This window comes from Rhodococcus sp. LW-XY12 (assembly GCF_019317345.1).
Taxonomy (GTDB): domain Bacteria; phylum Actinomycetota; class Actinomycetes; order Mycobacteriales; family Mycobacteriaceae; genus Rhodococcus; species Rhodococcus pyridinivorans.
On sequence record NZ_CP079225.1, the window covers coordinates 3,718,221 to 3,740,183 of the forward strand.

5 protein-coding genes and 1 pseudogene are annotated in these 21,963 nt (G+C 67.9%); all 6 read right to left on the bottom strand.

The window, feature by feature from the left end; translation table 11 throughout:
- Positions 1-15: 15 nt before the first annotated feature.
- Positions 16-1,971 carry a tyrosine-type recombinase/integrase gene (locus KXC42_RS17455; RefSeq protein ID WP_064257806.1) on the bottom strand — a complete coding sequence of 652 codons (1,956 nt, stop codon included), beginning with the start codon at positions 1,969-1,971 and terminating at the stop codon, positions 16-18.
- Positions 1,968-3,023: a tyrosine-type recombinase/integrase gene (locus tag KXC42_RS17460; protein WP_064257805.1), complete on the bottom strand. Its 1,056-nt coding sequence runs from the start codon at positions 3,021-3,023 to the stop codon at positions 1,968-1,970. Before KXC42_RS17460 ends, KXC42_RS17455 begins: the two co-directional genes overlap by 4 nt.
- A 116-nt stretch (positions 3,024-3,139) precedes the next feature.
- Positions 3,140-4,156, bottom strand: a pseudogene (locus tag KXC42_RS17465) (IS256 family transposase); the annotation flags it as partial.
- Between the two features lie 109 nt (positions 4,157-4,265).
- Positions 4,266-5,267, bottom strand: a complete 1,002-nt coding sequence (locus KXC42_RS17470) for a helix-turn-helix domain-containing protein (RefSeq protein WP_257605838.1) — start codon at positions 5,265-5,267, stop codon at positions 4,266-4,268.
- 99 nt (positions 5,268-5,366) lie between these two features.
- The gene (locus KXC42_RS17475) at positions 5,367-6,428 is read right to left on the bottom strand and encodes an alpha/beta hydrolase family protein (protein WP_033097162.1); all 1,062 of its coding nucleotides are present in this window, start codon (positions 6,426-6,428) and stop codon (positions 5,367-5,369) included.
- Positions 6,429-6,563: 135 nt separating this feature from the next.
- On the bottom strand, positions 6,564-21,959 hold the full coding sequence (locus tag KXC42_RS17480; protein WP_219129322.1) for a non-ribosomal peptide synthetase: 15,396 nt from the start codon (positions 21,957-21,959) through the stop codon (positions 6,564-6,566).
- Positions 21,960-21,963 lie beyond the last annotated feature (4 nt).

A 21,963-nucleotide genomic window follows, 5' to 3' on the forward strand; every position in this document is an offset into this window, starting at 1 on the left:
TGATCTCACATCGAATCAGCGATCGAGACGCTGCAAGTGGTCGGTCAACGCCTCAGCGACACGATGATGCCGGGCAGCTTCATCGGGCCATCCACGGTCACGAGCATCGACCTCGAGAGCCTGGATGTCGGTGCGTTGCGCCTCGAGCGCGCCGCGGAACTCAGGTCCGGTGACGAAGTTGTCGCAGGTCTCGCAGATGTTGGCATAGGGACACGCACCCGCGCTCTCGTGACGGGAACAGTAACCGTGGGCAACACGCGTTTTGAGCATCTCACTGCCGAGCCAACTCACCGCGTCGGGGACGATCGGTTTGCCGACCGGAGTGAGCGTGAACCGCCGCCGCATCTTGCCCATCGCCTGGTCATAGGCATCCCGCAACGTCGGTGAAGCCAAAGTGGCGTAACGCAAAGTCATCTGCGGAGTGACATGCCCGAGCAACGCCATCAACGCCTGCAGGCTCATCCCGGCGTTGGCGAGTTCGGTGGCCCAAGTATGCCGCAGCTGATGCGGGGTCACCACCAACGGCGCACCCCCGGCCCCACGCAGTCCGCAAGCCTCGACGGCAGCGAGCAGACCGTTGCGCAGCCGGGTCTGGCTGAGACGGCGGCCGTGTGCGACGAACAGGAAATCGGTCAACTCTCCGGTGCGGGGATGCGGCAATGGCCGACAGATACCACGCCCGCCGGTCCACTCGTCCAACGCGGCGATAGTGGTCGCCGAGAGCGGGACCATGCGTTCGGTGGCGAGCTTGCCCAACGGAACCTTGAGCCAGGTCCCGGCCGGGCCGTAATCGATGACGCTGCCGAGCTCGAGATCCAGTAGCTCCCCGACCCGCAGACCGGCTCCGCGCAGCACCGTCAACCCGATACGAGCGAACGAATCATCCAGCTGGGAAACCGCATTCATCACCGCAGCATCGATGTCGGGCGGCAATGCCCGCGGAAGCGGTTGGTCGAGTTTCGGGACGTCGGCGGCGAAGACCAGACGGCGCGGTGGGGCCTGCTCCCAGCCCCATTCGGTGATGTCCTCGAGCAGGTTGCGCACGCTCAGTACCGTCGATTGGATCACGGCCTTGGAGATGATGCGCCCGGCCCCGGCAGCGGCGCGTTGCCCACGCCAGGTGCGGGTGCGATTCCAGACGAGGAAGCCCTCGATGTGACTGCGGTCGAGATCCTCGAGGGAGGTGACCTCGGGATGGTTGGTGGTGAGGTAGTCCGCGAACGGCAGCAGGTCGTTGATCAGCGATTCGGCCGATTTCGGGCGGAGCACCGATGCCCGGACGGTGACGTAACGCAACAGGGCCTCGCGGATCGGATCGGCCATCGGGGCGTCGGCGAAGCGTTGGGCGTAGGTGCGGGCCCACGGTCGGCGCCGTGGTGGGGTGTCGACGATGCGGGCCTGAAACAGCATTTGTCGCAGTCCCGCGATACGGTTGCGGTAGGCGCGTTTCGATGTATCCGGGATTGACTGTGTGGCAGCCAATGCGGCGTCGAACTCGCCGACGGTCTCGGCGCTCACACCGCTGACGGAACCGCCGTGCCAGGCGAGCAGCACCGCCAGGCACTCGCCGAGGACGGTCTCGACCCATTGCGGTGTCCACCCCAAAACCAGGCCGGCGGCCCGGACCGCGGCGAACCCGTCCGGGTCGCGGTCCTCGACGGCCCGGCCGAGTCCGGTGAGGTTCTTGACGGCCGCGAGTTCGAGGTCGAGCCGCAGGTTGCCGCGTCCGATGAGGTGACACAGCAGTGGCCAGGCCCCGGTGCGGCGTAGTTCGGCCAGCCGGTCGGCAGCGGGTCGGGTCATCCAGTCCCGCAAGTCCGGATGCGTGGTGAGGAAGGTGGTCGCGATGAGGGTGCGAGCGCGCACCGACCTGTCGCTGAGCCCGAGGCTGGCGACGTGCTCGAGGTAGTCGGTGAGCACCGCACCCGGTCCGGCCGGCAGGACGACCGTCGCAACCACCGCGGTGCTCATTGTCGTGTTCCGGCGAGACTGGCGCGGGCCGCGCCGTATTCGGCGGCGAGCTGCTCGACCGACAAATGCACATATTCGGCAGTGGTGTCCGGAGACACATGCCCCATCAATTCTCGCAGCACCATCAGATCGATTCCGGCGGCAGCGAGTTCGGTGCCGTAGGTGTGGCGCAATCGGTGCGGACGCACCCTCGTCGCACCGGAGAGGTCCCGGTGCCGCCGGAACAGCGACCGCAGTCCCGCCTCGGTCACCGGCGCCCCCGCGGTGGGGCCGCGCAGCACCACGAAACACTCCTCGGTCGCCAACCCCGGTGGCCGTTCGAGGCGCAGATAGGCCGACAGTTCGGTGAAGAACACCGCATCGACCGGCACCACCCGTTCCTTGCAGCCTTTGCCGAGCACCCGGAGTCGTCGCTGGCCGAAATCGACGTCTGCCAACCGCAGGGATCGCACCTCGGCGTTGCGCAGCCCGCCGAACAGCATCGCCCACAACATCGCTCGATCCCGATGGGTGCGCAGCGACGCCGCAAACTGCTCGATCGCGTCGGCGTCGAGGGACTCGGGCAGTAGCCGCGGTTGGCGTACCAGCCTGCCTCCGGCTCGGGGTCGGCCCGGCCCGAGGTGTCCGAGCAGTCCTCGCGCTGGTGGTCGCAGTCCCTGTCCGCGCCGCGGTGAGGGCACCGGATTTTCGGTGCGTATCCCGGTCATCACCAGGTATTCGAACAATGCGCGTATCGCCGCGACTCGTCGGTTGATCGTCGATGCCGCAGTGCCCCGATCACCTCGTGTCGCCATGCCTGGGCGGGGTTTGCGGTGCACGTTCTGCCAGTCGACCCACTCGAACACCGTCACCGGCGTCACCGCAGCCACCGTGAGGTCGCGATCGAGCAGGAATCGGGCCAGATTGAGCACGTCGAACGCATATGCCCGCACCGTTGCCGAACTGAATCCGCGTCCGGCCAGATGCGTCAGGAACGCGTTTGCTGCTGCGCATCCTTCCCATTGGCCGTCGATCACATGCCCGTTGCTGCTGATGCGCACCCGAACGGTCATTGTCCGCCGCCTTTCGATCGGAGCCGACACCGCCAGCATGCGCCTCAACCGGTCGTCGGCTCAGGACCTCACGCTGCAACCGTGATCGTGTCGTGGGAGGGCCGGTTAACCGATATGGGGTTGTTGGACCAGATCTGTCGCCACACGTCGTCGGGAAATGCGGTGAAGGCGAGCAGGTCTTCGCGGGCGTCGCCGAGGTGGTCGGCGACCTCGGGCAGCCGGTGCTCGGCGTACTCCAGCAGCCGGTCGAATTGCGCGTTGACCGCCTCCGCGGTGGGCTGGTCGTAGACGCTGTGCAGCATCGCCTTCACGGCCGGCCACATGGACTTGGGGCACACGGCCATGAGGTTCGCCGAGTAGTGGGTGCGGCAGCGTTGCCACGCGGCGCCGGGCAGGTTCGCCGCGATCGCCTCGATGAGCCCGGCGTGGGCATCGGAGGTCACCAGCCGCACCCCGCCCAGGCCGCGGGCAACCAGGTCGGCGAAGAAGGTGTTCCACGAGGCCGTGGTCTCACTGGTGGCGACCTGTATGCCCAGCACCTCGCGGTGGCCGTCGCCGTTGACGCCGGTGGCCAGCAGCACGGAAGCCTTGACGACCTGCTTGTTCTCGCGGACCTTGATCGTCAACGCATCGGCGGTGACGAAGGTGAACGGCCCGGCCTCGTCCAGGCGGCGGTGCCGGAACGCGGCGACCTGCTCGTCCAGGTCCTGGGCCATGCGTGAGACCTGCGACTTGGACAGCGAGTCGATACCCAGGGTCTTGACCAGCTTGTCCATCCGGCGGGTAGACACCCCGGCCAGATAGCAGTCGGCTACGACGGTGATCAGCGCGGACTCGGCTCGCTTGCGGCGCTCGAGCAGCCACTCGGGGAAGTAGCTGCCCGAGCGCAGCTTCGGGACGGCGACGTCGACGGTGCCGACCCGGGTATCCAGGGGCCGGTGGCGGTAGCCGTTGCGGTGGTTGGTGCGCTGTTCCGAGCGGGCGTTCCACTCGGCGCCGCACACGGCGTCGGCATCGGCGGAGAGCAATGCGTTGATCATGGTCTGCAGTAGCTCGCGCATCAGATCCGGCGACGCGTCGGCGAGGGCTTGGCCAAGCAGGCCTGCAGGGTCGACAATATGAGGTGCGGTCATCGTGATGACTCCGTTCGAGGATTCGGTAGAAGGTTGACTCGAAGGATCACACGGTGGCCGCTCTACACCCGTGCACAACACGGAATCGCAGACGATCTCGGCCACCGAGTTACACCACTCTATGGGGCACTACTGTCCGAAGTGCCTGTTGCACGTGCTTTTTGAGCCCACCTCGAGCTTGGAAGTAGAGGGCTTGATAGATCGTTTCGTGGCTCACCCGCATACTTTCGTCGTCGGGATGATCCCGGCGCAGACGGTGCGAGATCTGCTCCGGCGACAACTTCCGGGACAGGCCTTCCTCGACCGCTGCCCGCAGGACCGTGTTCACCACCAGTTTGGACTGCTTGGGCCGCGCCCGGGCGGCAGCGGCGGCTCGATCGGCCTGATACGGCAGGTACCTGCCCTCGATGCTGTGCCGACGAACCTCCCGCGAGACGGTCGAGACGTTCTTGCCGATCCGAGCGGCGATGGCCCGCAACGAATCCTCGACGAGCAGGCCGTCGGCGATCGCGATCCGGTCCTCGGTCGACAGATACCGGTCGCTGATCGCCGGCCGTCCGCTGTCATCGCAGGTCACTCTGGTCGCACTGGTCACAGACTGTGTGTAGACGGTTCCGTGGTGGTAATCCACGACCCGCCCATCGGGGTGAATCCGCTTGCTGTTCGAACGCCGGATCCCCTGCCGCCAGTCCCGTGCGGTGCGTTCGTTGACCCCGACCTCACGGGCTGCTCGTCTGGCCGACCACCCGGCTGCGATCAACTCCAGACAACGACGCTTGGCTTCGGGTTTGCCCTTCGGCGAGATCTTCCCTGTGCGGACCAGTCCCTCGTCGACCAGGATCCGGCGGGCCACCGAATGCGCCACCTTCGAGGCCTTCGCCGCCCGGGTGATCGAACCGGTCTCGTTGTAGACAGACACGATCAGCGCAGGGTCGGCGGTGCCGGCCCGGCCACGGGATCTACCCGCCGGCCGGCCGATCGCCCTCAAAATCGCGTAACACCGCTGTCGGGGCAGCCCGAATGCGGCCGCGGCCTCCTTGACCGGAATCCCGGCATCGATCAGTCGTGCCAGTTGGTCACCGAACCGGTCGCAGTCCTCCGTAAACGACATGATCGTCGCAACCTCTCGTTGAGAGTGTTGCGACGATCATGTGAACCCCCCTGGCGAAGAGGGGCCTTCTCACACCTGGTCGCGACGGACCGGCCGGACTTACGAAGTCAGACCGAGTGCCTTCTCGAGGACGGGCCACGAATCCTTGAGGTCGTCCTGCCAGTAACCCCACGAGTGGGTGCCGGAGTCGCGGAAGTTGTAGGTGGCGGGGATGCCCAGCTGGTCGAGGCGGCCACGGAGGTTGTGCGTGCAGTAGTTGGTCGCAGCCTCGATGACACCGCCGACGATGATCTGGTTGGCGAGCACGTCGACCTCACCGTCGATTTCGGGGCCGGCCAGGGTGTCGTAACGTCCGGGCAGGCCGGTGCCGTTGGAGATGTACAGATCGAGTCCGCGCAGCTCCTCGGCGTGCACGTAGGGATCGTTCTCGACCCAGGCCGGATCGTCGAGCTCGCCCCACATGTTGCGGGTGTCGCCGCCACCCCAGGTCTCGACGACGAGCTTGACGAACTGCTGACCGATCGGGTCGGAGGTCTGCGCGCACCCGCTGTAGGCCGCGACGCCCTGGTACAGGCCGGGAGCAGCGATGGGCAGCTGCAGGACGGACGTACCCGAGGACGACAGACCGGCGATCGCGTTGACGCCGTTGGTGCCGAGCGCGGCGTCGATCAGCGGCGGGACCTCCTTCGTAAGGAAGGTCTCCCACTTGTTGACGCCGAGCTCCGGGTCCTCGTTCTTCCAGTCGGTGTAGTAGCTCCACTTTCCGCCGACCGGCGAGACGACGTTGACGTTCTTGTCCTTGAAGAACTCGATCGCGTCGGTACGGAAACGCCAGGTGGCACTGTCCTCGCCGCCGCCGGCGCCGTTGAGGAGGTACAGCGTCGGGCGCGGCTCGCTCGTGTCGGCCGGACGCCAGACGTCGAGCAGGATCTCCTTGTCCATTGAAGCGGAGTACACGTAGACCAGCAGCTGCTGGTCATCGTACTTCTCGATACGAGTGATCTTCGAACCGTTTTCACTGGTTACCGACTGGAGCGGTTGCTGGCTCTCTACCACCGGGTCCGCCGGCTGTGCGATTGCCGGAGCGAACGACAACGCCGCCGAAAAAACTGCGCATGCCGCGCCAACGGTCAATACACGAAGTCGTCCGGATCCTCGCATCGGATGCTTCATACGGTTCTCTCACCTTTTCGAGTTGGGCAGCGGTTGTCGGCGTCGGGTTCGACGGTGACGAACGGAACCTACCTGATTACAGGTTTCGTACAGTTACATGCGTCGGGATGCGGAAGCAACTCGTTACATCTGCTTCCTTCTCAGGTACTCGTCGAGTACAGGGCCGATCGCCGCGAGCGACTCCGGCGTCATCATCGCCCCGTGGACGCAACCGACCGGAACGTCCTTGATGCTGCCGGTCACAAGATGTGACCACTGCTGCTCGACATCGTCCTGGTTCGGCGAATGATCCGCAGCGGTGAAGTAGAGCAGATCCCCCTCGAAAACACCCGGAGTATGCGAGGCGATGAGCTCGGCGGAATGGAGCGCACCTTCGTACAGGTCTCGAAACCGCTCGGGAGAGAGGGCGAACATCTCCTGCGGGATCATCTCCCACAACTTTTCCAGGTGTTCGTCGGACAATGCCATCACGTTGTCCCCATCCTCAAGGACGACGCCGATCTGGGCGAGCTCGTCACGAATGGTGTCCCGGAAATCCCCCACCTTCAGGTTCAGTCGGCTGTCGAGCATTGTCAGACTCCCAACCTGTTCGTTCTCCCCCTGAAGACGGACAGCCATTTCGTGAGCGAGCACGCCACCGAGCGACCAGCCCATCAGATGATAGGGCCCTTCGGGTTGCACAATCCTGATCTCCTCCACATAGCGGGCGGTCATCTCGGCGAGGGACTTAGGTCGGTAACCGTCCTCCGACAGAATCCGGGATTGGACGCCATAGACAGGACGGTCGCGCACAAAATGGGTCAGACCCGAATACGTCCATGCCAAACCGTACAGAGGATGCACACAAAAGAGCGCCTTGCCGCTACCACGAGTCCGAAGCGGCAACAGGATCTGCATCGAATTGTCGTCCGACGGATCGAACGCTTCCCCGCTATCGAGATCGAACGCGATCCGCTGTGCCAGCGCCTCGACGGTGGTTTCGGCAAAGAGCCATTGGACTCGAACCTCGACACCGATCTTCTCGCGTAGGCGACTTACCACTCGAGTTGCGATCAGTGAGTTTCCGCCCAGCTCAAAGAAGTCGTCGTCGACACCGACGCGGGGTACGCCTAACACCTCGGCATAGACGTTCGCGACGATCTCCTCGATCGGGCTACGGGGAGCGCGGAATTCGCGGACCTCGAAGACGGGCTCCGGCAGGGCCTTGCGGTCGAGCTTGCCGCTGGTGTTGAGCGGGAACGCATCGAGCACGACGACCGCCGACGGCACCATGTACGACGGCAGGACGCTACGCACGGCGTCGAGCAGGACCGCCTTGTCGACAGTGTGCCCGGGTGCCGGCACGACGTAGGCGACCAGCTGCTCACCGGTCGGTGTCGGCACGACGAGCGCGACGGCCTGGCTCACCTCGGCGCAGCCGAGCAGCGCCGTCTCGATCTCGCCCAGTTCGATGCGCTGACCGCGGAACTTGACCTGGAAGTCGGTGCGGCCGAGATAGTCCAGGACGAGGGCACCGTCGGCGATGCGGCGCCACCGCACGAGATCGCCGGTGCGGTACATCCTGCTTCCCCGCACCCCGAGGGGACTCGCGACGAACCGGTCGGACGTGAGGTCGGGGCGCTTCTCGTAGCCGCGCGCGAGTTGCACGCCACCGAGATACAGCTCGCCCGGGGTTCCCACCGGGGTGGGACGCAGACGCGAATCCAGCACGTATACCTGCACGTTCGCTTCGGGAACGCCGATCGGCACGGAATGGTCGCCGTCCTCGGCGCCCCAGTAGGTCGCCGAGACCGCGGCCTCGGTGGGGCCGTAGAGGTTGTGGACCGCCGCGTCACCGAGACGCCGGAAGGCCGTCACGGTCTCCGGCGGGAGGGCCTCGCCGATGACGAAGACGTGGCGCAGGCCGGCGCAGCTACCCGCCGGGGCGTGGGCGGCGAAGACGGTGAGCATGGACGGGACGAAGTCGGTGAGCGTGACGCCGTACCGGACGATCGCGTCGGCCACGTAGGCCGGGTCGCGGTGACCGTCGTGGGTCGCGACGACGAGCGTACCGCCGGTGCGCAGCGGCAGGAAGTAACCCCACAGCGACACGTCGAAGGTCGTGGCGGTCTTCTGGAGGTACACGTCGCCGGGCGAGATGTCGTACTCCGCGGCCATCCACTCGAGCTGATTGACGATCGCCTCGTGGGGGACGGACACACCCTTCGGACGTCCGGTGGATCCGGACGTGAAGATCACGTAGGCCGGTGAGGCGGCCTGGACGGTGCCCCGCAGTTCGTCCTCGCGCACGGGCTCTGCCGGATGGTCGGGCAGAGCCGGGTCGTCGACGAGGATCGTCTCGACCCCGGCCGGGAGATCCCCGGCGTCGGCGGTGGTGCTGAGCACGCACACCGGTCGTGCGGTGTCGAGGATGTGGCTGATCCGGTCGGCCGGGTGGTCGGGGTCGAGCGGCACGTAGGCCCCGCCCGCCGTGACGACCGCGTACATGGCGGCGACCAGATCGATCGAGCGCCGGATACCCAGCGCGACAAGCGATTCGGGTCCGACACCGACCGAGATCAGGTGACGGGCGAGGCGGTTGACCCGCGCGTCGAACTCCGTATAGGTGAGGGCGTCGTCGCCGAAGACGACTGCGGTGGAGTCCGGGGTCGAGGCGACCTGCGCGCGGTAGCGCGAGAGCAGGGTCTGCGCATCGACCGGTCGCTCGGTGGCGTTCACCTCGACGGTGAGCGCGTGTCGCTCCGGCGCGGCCAGCAGGTCGACGTCACCGACGACCATCTCGACGTCGCCGGTGAGCGATTCGAGGACCGTCACGAGACGGGCGGCGAGCGACCGCACCGTCGTCTCGTCGAAAAGGTCCGTGGCATAGGTGAACTGGGCATCCATACCGGCGGGACGTCCCTCGACCTCTCGCGGTCCGACGGTGAGCTGCAGATCGAACTTGGCGATGCTGCCACCGAGATCCACCGGCTCGACGTCCAGTCCGGGCAGGGCGAGGTCGGGTCGCTCCATGTTCTGGAAGAACAGGGCCACCTGGAACAGCGGATGGTGACCAGCGGAACGAACAGGGTCGAGGACCTCCACGAGCCGCTCGAAGGGCAGGTCGGCGTGGGCGAACGCGTCGATGTCCGAGGCGCGGACCTCGCGCAGGACGTCGGCGAACGTCCGCTCGGGAGTGACGGTGGTCCGCAGCACGAGTGTGTTGACGAACATGCCGATCAGATCGTCGAGCGCCTGCTCGCCGCGGCCCGCGACCGGGGTGCCGATCGCGATGTCGTTCGCACCCGAGATCCGGGACAATAGAACGGCGAAGGCCGCGTGGAAGACCATGAAGGGCGAACATCCCGCGGCCCGGCCGAGTTCGACGACGGCCTCGTGCAGGGCCGGGTCGATCTCGAACTCGACGACCGCCCCGCGGCCCGACGCCCCGGCCGGGCGTGGCCGGTCGGTGGGCAGTTCGAGACGATCCGGTAGATCCGCAAGAACCGATGTCCAGTAGGCGATGTCTTTCGAGATCGTCGAATCCGGATCATCCTCGTCGCCCAGGACGGACCGCTGCCACAGGGTGAAGTCCGCATACTGCACGGCGAGTGGTTCCCAGCCGGGCACCGCCCCCGCCCTACGGGCGAGGTAGGCGGTGACGAGATCACGCACGAACGGCTCCATCGACGCACCGTCGGCAGCGATGTGATGGACCACGATGATCAGAACGTACTCGTCGCCCGTCCGTAAGAGTTCTAGTCGCCAGGGCACTTCGACGGTGATATCGAATCCCGTCATCACTGCATGGATCACTCGACTTTCGATCTCCGAGCTCTGGACCTCCTCGACTCGTAACACCGGGATAGCCTTCGAGACAGGCAGGACCAACTGGCTGCCCACACCGTCGCGGTCCGGATAGATCGTCCGAAGGGGTTCATGTCGTTCGACAAGATCCGCGACCGCGGCACCGAGCGCATCGGCGTCGAGTGTCCCGCGCAGACGCAGTGCGACGGGGATGTTGTTCGCCGCCGAGGCCGAATCGAAGCGATTCAGGAACCACATGCGCTGTTGCGCGAAGGATAGTGGAATCGTCTCGGGACGAGGGCCTGGCACCAAAGGTATGCGATCCCCCCCGGCGAGAGACTCGACCACGGCAGCGAGTCCCGCCACAGTGGAGGATTCGAAGAGTTCGCGCACGGTGACCCGCACACCGAGCGCTTTGGAAATCCGCGCCGCCACCCGCGTGGCGATCAGCGAGTTGCCCCCGAGAGTGAAGAAGTCGTCGTCCACCCCAGCCCGGGGCACGCCCAACACCTCTGCGTATGTCCGTGCCACGATCTCCTCGTACGGCGTAGCGGGAGCTCGGTACTCGCGCTCTTCGATCACCGGCTCCGGCAGAGCATCACGATCGAGCTTGCCCACCGGGGTCAGCGGCACCTCGTCGAGCACCACGATCGCCGACGGCACCATGTGCGGCGGCAACGATCGCGACACGAATTCCGTCAACTCCGCGGTGTCGATCGTGCGGCCGCGGACGGGCAGCACGTAGGACGCGAGGACGGTCGCACCGGACGGGGTGGACCGCCCCACCGTCGTCGCCCAGTTCACGGACTCGTGTGCGCTGAGGACCGCGTCGATCTCACCGAGTTCGATGCGGAAACCGCGCACCTTGACCTGGAAGTCGCTGCGGCCGACGAACTCGATCTCGAGCCGGTCCTCGACGGGCCGCCACCGGACGACGTCGCCGGTGCGGTACATGCGGTCGCCGGGTTCGCCGTAGGGGTTGGGGACGAACCGCTCGGCGGTCAGCGCGTTGCGGCGGTGGTATCCGCGGGCGAGTGCCCGGCCGGCCACGTAGAGCTCACCCGCCATACCGGCGGCCACGGGACGCAGACGCGAGTCGAGCACCAGGGCCGACACTCCGTGTGTAGGACTACCGATGGTGATCGGCCGTCCCGGCTGGAGCCTACCGAAGGTAGTCATAATGGTCGCCTCGGTCGGGCCGTAGCCGTTGAAGTACCTCCGTCCCGCCGCCCATTGCGCGAGCAGTTCGGGCGTGGTGACGTCGCCGCCGACACAGATCGTTTCCACACTGTCGAGGCCGGTCGGATCCATGGTGCCCAGCACGGCCGGAGTGATCGTCACATGTGTCACCCCCTCCGCCCGCAGTAACTCGGCGAGATCCGGCCCGCCGATGATCCCTGCCGGCACGATCACCAGAGTGGCACCGCTGGAGAACGTGGCTGTCCACTCGAGCACCGATGGGTCGAAGCTCGGCGAACAGATGTGCAGGGAGCGGTGCCCTGCACGGAGATGGTAGAGATCGGCAGCAGTGTCGACCACACCGCCGAGGCCGGCGTGGGTGACGACGACGCCCTTGGGCTTGCCGGTCGACCCCGAGGTGTAGATCAGGTAGGCCGGGTGGTGAACCCGGATCGGGCGTACCCGGTCGGCGTCGGTGATCGGTGCGGCGGAGCGGGATTCGACGTCGGCGGCGAACGCCGGGTCGTCGATCAGCAGCCATTCCGCGTCGTCGGGCAGTCCGCCGACGAACTCGGACGACGTGATGCCCAGGGTGGCCCCGGAGTCGTCGAGCATGTAGCGCACGCGGTCGTCCGGATAGGTCGGGTCGACGGGCAGGTGCGCGGCGCCGGTCTTCGCGATCGCCCACACGCTGAGCACCATCTCGTACGAACGGGGGAAGGACACGGCCACGAAGTTCTCCGGTCCGGCACCACGCTCGATGAGCAAGCGGGCCAGTCGCGACGAGGTTTCGTCGAGTTCGCGGTAGGTGATCGACCGTCCCTCGTACCGCACTGCCACGGCGTCGGGATCCATCGCGCCCCCCCGCGTGAGGATATCGCTGAAACTTCCTCCAGTGGTCACGTGACCACCGCGGACGTGGATGAGGCGGTCGAACTCATCCACGTCGAGGATCGCCAGGTCGCCGACGGGCGCCTCCGGAGTGTCCAACGCGCCAGTGAGCAACATCGAGAACCTGCGCGCGAACTCCTCCACGGTCCGCCGATCGAACAGGGCCGTCGCGTAGGAGAACTCGGCTCCGATGCCGGCGGGCTCGCCCTCCTCGTCGTACTGCTCACGCAGTATGAGCGAGAGATCGAACTTCGCAGTGTCGACGTCGAACGGGACTCCTGAGACCGTCAGGCCCGGAAGTTCGAGCGCTGCCTCACGAAAATTCTGGAACGACAGGACCACCTGGAACAGCGGGTGGCGTGCCGTCGACCGTTCGGGGTCGATGATCTCCACGAGCCGCTCGAACGGGATGTCGGCATGAGCGAACGCCTCGAGGTCGGCCTCGCGCACCCGTGCGAGCAGGTCGGAGAAGCCCTCACCCGTGTCCACCCGGCTGCGCAGCACGAGGGTGTTGACGAACATGCCGATCAGGTCGTCGACCTCGGCCTCACCGCGACCCGCGATAGGCGTGCCGATCGCGACGTCGTCGGTGTCGGCCATCCGCGCGAGGAACACCGCGAGCGCGGTGTGCACGACCATGAACATCGTCGTGCCGGTCCGCCGCGCGAGCGCCGCGAGACCGCGGTGCGTATCCGCATCGATCGTAAATCCGACCATGCCACCGGCGAACGACTGCACCGCCGGACGCGGCCGGTCCATCGGCAGGTTCAGCTCGTCCGGAAGCCCGGCGAGGGTGCGTTTCCAGAAGTCGGCCTGCGCCGCGAGCAGACTCGCGGCATCGTCCTCGTCGCCGAGCACGTCGCGCTGCCAGATCGCGAAATCGGCGTACTGCACGGGCAGCGGTGCCCAACCGGGAACCTGCCCCTCGGCGCGGGACATGTAGGCCGTCATCACGTCGCGGGTCAACGGCGAGATGGACCAGCCGTCGGCGCTGATGTGGTGGACGACGAACACGAGCACGTGATCGCGCTCGGAGAGCTCGAACAATCGTGCGCGCAACGGGATCTCGGTGGTGACGTCGAACCCGCGGGAGACGACCGCCGCCACCTTCTGCAGCAGGTCGTCCTCGGTGGCCGATTCGACGTCGATGTCGGGCGCGGCCTCCGCGACCGGGAGGATCAGCTGATAGGGACGTCCGTCCACTTCCGGATAGACCGTGCGGAGCACCTCGTGCCGGGCGAGCAGATCCTGGACCGCTGCCCGCAACGCGTCGAGGTCGAGCGCCCCGGTCAGGCGGACCGCGACCGGGATGTTGTTGACCGACGATTCGGTGTCGAAGCGGTTGAGGAACCACATGCGCTGCTGCGCGAGCGACAGTGGGACCCGCTCGGGACGTTCCTGTGCGACGAGCGGCGTGCGGCCCTGGGCCTCGCTCTGCTCGACGCGGGCGGCGAGAGCGGCTACGCCGGGCGCCTCGAACAGGACACGAACGGGCACAACGGTTCCCAGTTCGGAACCGAGGCGCGCGACGACCTGCGTCGCGATGAGCGAGTTGCCGCCGAGGGCGAAGAAGTCGTCGTCGAGCCCGACACGGTCGACACCGAGGACGTCGGCGAACACGCCGGCGACGACCTCCTCGACCGGGGTCGTGGGTGCACGGAAGCCGCGAGCCTCGAAGACCGGGTCGGGCAGCGCCTTCCGGTCGACCTTGCCCGAGCTGCCGAGCGGCATCTCGTCGAGGACCACGAACTGCGACGGCACCATGTAGGCCGGGAGCACCGCGCTCAGCGCGGCCTGCGCGGCGTCGCGGTCGAAGGTCGTGTTCGGGGCCGGGACCACGTAGGCGACGAGCTGATCGCGGCGCACCTGCGCGGCGGCCTGCGACACCCCGGTGTGGTCGAGCAGCGCGGTCTCGATCTCCCCGAGCTCGATACGCAGACCGCGGAGCTTGACCTGGAAGTCGGTGCGGCCGAGGTACTCGAGATCTCCGCTGCGGTCGTTGCTCCAGCGCACGAGGTCGCCCGTGCGGTACAGACGTTCACCCTCGCCGAAGGGCGAGGCGACGAAACGCTCGGCGGTCAGATCGGGGCGGCCGACGTAACCGCGCGCCACCTGCACGCCCGCGAGATACAACTCTCCCACGACACCGGCGGGAACCGGCGACAGTCGCGAGTCGAGCACGTAGGCGCGGGTGTTCCACACCGGAGCGCCCATCGCGACGGAACCACCCGTCGTTCCTGCGACCGGGCGGGCGGTGGCGTGCACCGTGGCCTCGGTGGGGCCGTAGAGGTTGTGGAGCTCGGCGTCGCTGCTCCGGGAGAACTGCTCGGCCACCGACAGCGGGAAGGCTTCACCGGCGACGAGCACGGTGCGCAGCGACGCGCAGTCGTCGGGCGACACCGACGCGGCGAACACCGCGAGCATCGACGGGACGAAGGAGGTCGCCGTCACCGCGCGCTCGCGGATGACGGTGCCGAGATAGGCGGGGTCGCGGTGCCCGTCCGGGACCGCGATCACCATGCGCGCACCGACGGCGAGGGTGCCGAAGAGTTCCCACACCGACACGTCGAAGGTGAACGGGGTCTTCTGCAGCACCACATCGTCGGGGCCGATCCCGTATTCGGTGGTGATCCACCGGATCTGGTTGACGACCGAGGCATGGGCGACCGCCACACCCTTCGGGCGTCCCGTCGAACCGGAGGTGAAGATCGAGTACGCGGTGTTCGACGGCCGCAACGGCGCGACGCGGTCGGCGTCGGTGACCGGCTCGGCCGGTGTCGCGGACAGGTCGAGGGTGTCGATCGCGAGCGACGGCACCGATGCCGTGGCCGGCACGGAGAATCCGTCGCGTTCGGTGGTCAGCACCACCACGGGCGCGGCGATGTCGAGGATGTACCCGTTGCGATCCTCGGGCTGATCCGGATCGATCGGCACGTAGGCACCACCGGCCGTAACGACCGCGTACATACCGACGAGCAGATCCAGCGAGCGGCGCATCGCCAGACCCACCCGCGCGTCGGGACCGACACCGAGCGAGATCAGGTGTCGTGCAAGACGGTTCACACGCTCGGAGAACTCGCCGTAGGTCAGCGTCTCGCCCTCGAACTCCACCGCGACCGCGTCCGGCGACCGCCGGACCTGCTCGGCGAACAGATCGACGAGGGTCCCGGCGTCGCCGAGTGCGTGCTCGGTGGCGTTCCACGTGGCGAGCACATCGGTGCGCTCGGCATCGTCGAGCAGCGCGACATCACCGACCGGGAGTGCGGGTTCGGTCACGACCGCGGTGAGGATCCGGGCCAGGCGCTCGGCGAAGGACTCCATCGTCCGGGCGTCGAACAGATCGGTGGCATAAGTCAATTCGACGAGATAACCCTCGGCGGTGGCGTCGTCCGAGACGGTGACCTGCAGGTCGAACTTCGCCAGTGCCACGTCGACATCGAGCGCCGAGACGGTCAGGCCGGGCAGCTCGAGGGAGCCGGCATCGAGGTTCTGGAACGCGAGGAGCACCTGGAACAGCGGGTGCCGTGCCGTCGACCGTTCGGGGTCGATGATCTCGACGAGCCGCTCGAACGGCAGGTCGGCGTGCCCGAACGCTTCGAGGTCGGCGCCGCGCACCCGGCCGAGCACCTGCTCGAACGACTCGCCGCCCTCCACCCGGGTGCGCAGCACGAGGGTGTTGACGAACATGCCCACCAGATCGTCGAGCGCCGCGTCGCCACGACCGGCCACCGGGGTGCCGATCGCGATGTCGTCGGTGCCCGACAGACGCGCCAGCAGCACCGCCAGTGCCGCGTGCACGACCATGAACTCGGTGGTGGAGGTGCGCCGGGCGAGATCGCGGACGGCGGAACGGAGTTCGGAGTCCAGGACGAACCGGTGCGAGGCACCGCGGTAGCTCGCGACCGCCGGTCGCGGACGGTCCGCCGGCAGGTCGAGCTGCTCGGGCAGACCCGCGAGGGTCTCCCGCCAGAACGCGACCTGCGAGGAGATGATCGACTCCGGATCGTCCTCCGAACCGAGCACCTCCCGCTGCCAGATGGCGAAGTCGGCGTACTGCACCGGCAGCGGCTCCCACTGCGGGGCGTCACCCGAGACGCGGGCCGCGTAGGCCGTCACGACGTCGCGGGTCAGCGGACCCATCGAGAAACCGTCGGACGCGATGTGGTGCACGACCAGCACCAGCACGTGCTCGGCCGCGGTCCCGGTCTCGGTGACGGCGAACAGCCGGGCCCGGAAGGGGACCTGCGTCGTCACGTCGAAGCCGGTGCCGACGATCTCGGTGGCCCGGGCGATCAGATCGGACTCGGCCACCGGGACCGGCGTCAGGTCGGGCACCACCTCGTCCACCGGCAGCACCTGCTGGTAGCCCACACCGTCGACGTCCGGGTAGATCGTCCGCAACGACTCGTGCCGGCCGAGCACGTCGGTGACCGCGGCCTGCAGGGCCGCCGCGTCGAGTGCCCCCGACAGGCCGATCGCCACGGGGATGTTGTTGACCGCCGATTCCGGTTCGAAGCGGTTGAGGAACCACATCCGCTGCTGCGCGAGCGACAACGGCACCCGGTCAGGTCGTTCGGTGGCGACGAGGGGCCGGCGCGGACCGCCGGAGACCCCGCGTTCGAGGCGTGCTGCAAGCTCTTCCACGGTGGAGGCCTCGAACAGCAAGCGCAGCGGAACGGTGGCGTTCAGCGCGGCACCGATGCGGGAGACCACCTGGGTGGCGATGAGCGAGTTGCCGCCCAGCGCGAAGAAGTCGTCGTCGAGGCCGACGCGGTCGACACCGAGGACCTCGGAGTAGATCGACGCCACGACCTGCTCGGTGGAGGTGGTGGGAGCGCGGAACTCCTTGACCTCGAAGACCGGGTCGGGCAGTGCCTTGCGGTCGAGCTTGCCGGACGCACCGAGCGGCATGGCGTCGAGGAGCACGTAGGTGGCGGGCACCATGTAGGCCGGTAACTGCGCGGACAGTGCCGCACCAGCCGCCACCTGATCGAAGGTCGCACCGGCCTGCGGGACGACGTAGGCGACGAGCTGGTCCTGACGGACGAGCACGACGGCCTGGTCGACCTCGTCGAGGACGAGCAGCGCGGTCTCGATCTCGCCGAGTTCGATGCGCAGACCGCGGAGCTTGACCTGGAAGTCGGTGCGGCCGATGTAGTCGAGCTCGCCGGCGCCCTCCGTCCAGCGCACGAGGTCGCCGGTGCGGTACAGCCGCTCACCGTCGCCGAACGGCGAGGCGACGAAGCGTTCGGCCGTGAGGTCGGGGCGCTGCATGTACCCGCGGGCGAGCTGAGCTCCCGCGAGATAGAGCTCTCCCGCGACCCCCACGGGCACGGGCGCGAGACGCTCGTCGAGGACGTAGACGCGGGTGTTCCACACGGGGGCGCCGATCGGCACGGAGACCGTGTCGGCGTCGGTGGCCTCGTGGTAGGTCACGTCCACGGCTGCCTCGGTGGGGCCGTAGAGGTTGTGCAGGCCGGCATCGGACAACAGTGCCCGCGTGCGTGCGGCCAGTGCGGGCGGGAGCGCCTCACCGGAGGCGAAGACGTGACGGAGCGAAGTGAGTTCGTCGGCCGACGCTTCGGCGACGAACACCGCCAGCATCGACGGCACGAAGTGCACGACGGTCACGCCGCGCCGCTCGATCACCGAGGCCAGGTACCGCGGATCGCGGTGACCGTCCGGCACGGCGACCACCAGTCGGGCACCGATCTGCAAGGGCCAGAAGAACTCCCACACCGACACATCGAAGGTGAACGGGGTCTTCTGCAGCACCACGTCGGCGCCGGTGAGCGGGTATTCGTGCTGCATCCAGCGCAGGCGGTTGACGATCGCGCCGTGCGGCACCGCCACACCCTTCGGGCGCCCGGTGGACCCGGACGTGAAGATGACGTAGGCGGTGTTCGACGCCCGCAGCGGAGACGTCCGCTCGGCGTCGGTGACCGGCCCGGACGCCGTCGCGGACAGGTCGAGGGTGTCGACGAGCAGGCTCGGGACGGACCTCTCCCCCGGTACGCGGAATCCGTCGCGTTCGGTGCTCAGCACCACCACGGGCGCGGCGATGTCGAGGATGTACCCGTTGCGATCCTCGGGCTGATCCGGATCGATCGGCACGTAGGCACCACCGGCCGTAACGACCGCGTACATACCGACGAGCAGATCCAGCGAGCGGCGCATCGCCAGACCCACCCGCGCGTCGGGACCGACACCGAGCGAGATCAGATGCCGCGCAAGACGGTTCACGCGCTCCGAGAACTCGCCGTAGGTCAGCGACTCGCCCTCGAACTCCACCGCGACCGCATCCGGCGACCGCCGGACCTGCTCGGCGAACAGATCCACGAGGGTCGAGGTGTCGTCGAGCGCGCGGCCGGTGTCGTTCCACTGCTCGAGGACCTGCACGCGTTCGGCATCGTCGAGCAGGTCGACATCACCGATAGCGACGGAGAGATCACCGGTGACCGCATCGAGGAGACGGACGAAGCGCTCGGCGACGCGCTCGACCGTGCGGGTGTCGAACAGATCGGTGGCGTAGGCCAAGCCCACCGAGTACTCGGCGGCACCGGTCGCGGTCGGCGTCTCGGTGACGACGAACTGGAGGTCGAACTTGGCGGTCGCGATGTCGAGGTCGACGGCCTCGACGGTCAGCCGCGGAAGTTCGAGGGAGCCGGTCTCGAGGTTCTGGAACGACAACATCACCTGGAACAGCGGGTGACGCGCGGTGGAGCGCTCGGGGTCGATGATCTCGACGAGTCGTTCGAACGGCAGGTCGGCGTGGCCGAACGCCTCGAGGTCGGCGCCGCGCACCCGGCCGAGCACCTGCTCGAACGACTCGCCGCCCTCGACCCGGGTGCGCAGCACGAGGGTGTTGACGAACATGCCCACCAGATCGTCGAGCGCCGCGTCGCCACGACCGGCCACCGGAGTACCGATCGCGATGTCGTCGGTGCCCGACAGACGCGCCAGCAGCACCGCCAGCGCGGCGTGCACCACCATGAACGGGGTCGCGTTGCGTTCGCGGGCGAGCGTGACGATGCGGTCGTGCAGCGTCTCGTCGATGGTGAACTCGTGCAGGGCACCACGATTGGTGGCGACGGCGGGGCGCGGGCGGTCGGCCGGCAGGTCGAGCTGCTCGGGCAGACCCTCAAGCGTGTCCCGCCAGAAACCGACCTGCGAGGAGATGACCGACTCCGGATCGTCCTCCGAGCCGAGCACCTCCCGCTGCCAGATCGCGAAGTCGGCGTACTGGACCGGCAGCGGCTCCCATCCCGGCTCGCCGCCGGCGGCGCGGGCCGCGTAGGCCGAGACGATGTCGCGAGTGAGCGGGCCCATCGAGAAACCGTCGGCGGCGATGTGGTGCACGACCAGCACCAGCACGTGCTCGGCCGCGGTCCCGGTCTCGGTGACGGCGAACAGCCGGGTCCGGAAGGGGACCTGCGTCGTCACGTCGAAGCCGGTGCCGACGATCTCGGTGGCCCGGGCGATCAGATCGGACTCGGCCACCGGGACCGGCGTCAGGTCGGGCACCACCTCGTCCACCGGCAGCACCTGCTGGTAGCCCACACCGTCGACGTCCGGGTAGATCGTCCGCAGCGACTCGTGCCGGCCGAGCACGTCGACCACCGCGGAGCGCAGCGCCTCGACGTCCAGGACGCCGGTCAACCGGATCGCCCCGGGGATGTTGTTGACGGCCGATTCCGGTTCGAAGCGGTTGAGGAACCACATCCGCTGCTGCGCGAGCGACAACGGCACCCGCTCGGGACGCTCCTGCGCCACGAGCGGAGCTCGGTCGTCACCGGCAAGAGGTTCGACCATGACAGCGAGGGCGGCGACCGTCGAACCCTCAAACAGCAGGCGGGCAGGCACCCGTACCCCTAGACGCTCACTCAGCCGTGCCGCCACTCGCGTGGCGATCAGCGAGTTACCCCCGAGATCGAAGAAGTCGTCGTCGAGGCCGACCCGCGTGGAGTCGAGTCCCAGCACGTCGGCGAACACCGCGGCGATGTCGATCTCGGTGCCGGTTTCCGGGGCCCGGAACTCGGTGACGATCGGCCCCGGATCGGGCAGTGCGTCGCGGTCGAGCTTGCCGGTGGGCGAGAGCGGGATCTCGTCGATCGGCACGATCGCCGAAGGCACCATGTGGGCAGGGAGCCGCTCGGCGGCCAGGGCCGACAGTTCCTGCAGGTCGACGGTTGCGTCGGGGGCCGCGTGCACGTACGCGACAAGCTGTGCCTGCCCGGACGGGCCCGTCCGCGCGAGCGTCGCCGCGAAGTCCACTGCCGGCGAGGAGGCCAGCACGGCGTCGATCTCGCCGAGTTCGATGCGGAAGCCGCGAACCTTGACCTGGAAGTCGTTCCGACCGATGTAGACGATGGGGGATGCGGCGTCCCGGGGTCCGCGGACGAGGTCGCCGGAACGGTACATGCGCGTGCCGCCGGGGGCCGCGACGAACCGGGCGGCGGTCAGCTCCGGCCGACGGTGGTATCCGCGGGCCACGCCCGGACCCGACAGGTAGAGCTCGCCCGTCACCCCGGCCGGAACGGCGTGCAACCGTGTGTCCAGCACGTGCGCGGTGGTGTTCCGGATGGGCGCACCGATCGTGATCTGCTCACCCGGAGCCAGCGGATCCGAGATGTTGGTCATGATGGTCGTCTCGGTCGGACCGTAGCCGTTGAAGAATCGCCGTCCCGGCGCCCACCGCTCCACCAGGTCCGGAGGGCACGCCTCACCGCCGACGACGATGCAATCGAGCACGCCCAGGCCCGTCGGGTCGACCGAGGCCAGCGCGGCCGGGGTGACGAAGGCGTGCGTGACCTGCTGTTGCACAACGAGTTCGGCGAACTCCTCGCCGCCGTACACGGAGGTCGGGGCGATCACCATCGTCGACGACGCGCCGATCGCCAGCAGCAGTTCGAGGATCGAGGCGTCGAAGCTCGGGGACGCGAAGTGCAGCGTGCGCGAGTCGGAGGTCAGGGCATACCGCTCCACCTGCTCGGTGCAGAAGTTCCCCAGACCCGAATGGGTCACGACGACGCCCTTCGGCCGTCCGGTCGACCCCGAGGTGTAGATGATGTAGGCCGTGTTCTCGACCCGCAGGGTTCGGACCCGTTCGTCGAACGAGACGGGCTCGGACGGAAGAGCCGCGAGCTGCTGCGCGATCGCGGGATCGTCGAGTGCGATCCACCGGGTCGCGGAGGGCAGGGCGGGTTCGTTCTCGGCGAGGGTCAGGCCGAGCGCCGCGCCGGAGTCGACCGTCATGTGCTCGACCCGGTCGGCGGGATAGTTCGGGTCGACGGGCACGAAGGCGGCACCGGTCTTCGCGACCGCCCAGGTGGCGAGCACCGAGTCGATCGACCGGGCGATCGCGAGCGCGACGACGTCCTCGGGACCGACACCGAGGCCGATCAGGTACCGCGCGAGTCGCGAGGACGCCTCGTCGAGCTCGGCGTAGGTGAGCGAACGGTCATCCTCGACCACTGCCGTCGCGGAGGGGTCGCGTTCGACCGCCGCCGCAATCAGCTGGGGAAGCAGCGCGGCCCTGGCTCCGCGACGCTCGGGACGCCTGCGTGGCCGCCGCCGCTCTGCTGCCGCAGGTCGAGCATCGCCAGAGGCTCCACCGTTCCCCTCGGCCCCCTGCTCGCCGACCTTACGCAAGGCTTCACTCACCACT

Excerpts from the sequence above, each read along its gene's own strand:
- KXC42_RS17470 (WP_257605838.1), bottom strand. The coding sequence starts at position 5,267 with ATGTCGTTTACGGAGGACTGCGACCGGTTCGGTGACCAACTGGCACGA.
- KXC42_RS17455 (WP_064257806.1), bottom strand. The coding sequence starts at position 1,971 with ATGAGCACCGCGGTGGTTGCGACGGTCGTCCTGCCGGCCGGACCGGGT.
- KXC42_RS17460 (WP_064257805.1), bottom strand. The coding sequence starts at position 3,023 with ATGACCGTTCGGGTGCGCATCAGCAGCAACGGGCATGTGATCGACGGC.
- KXC42_RS17475 (WP_033097162.1), bottom strand. The coding sequence starts at position 6,428 with ATGCGAGGATCCGGACGACTTCGTGTATTGACCGTTGGCGCGGCATGC.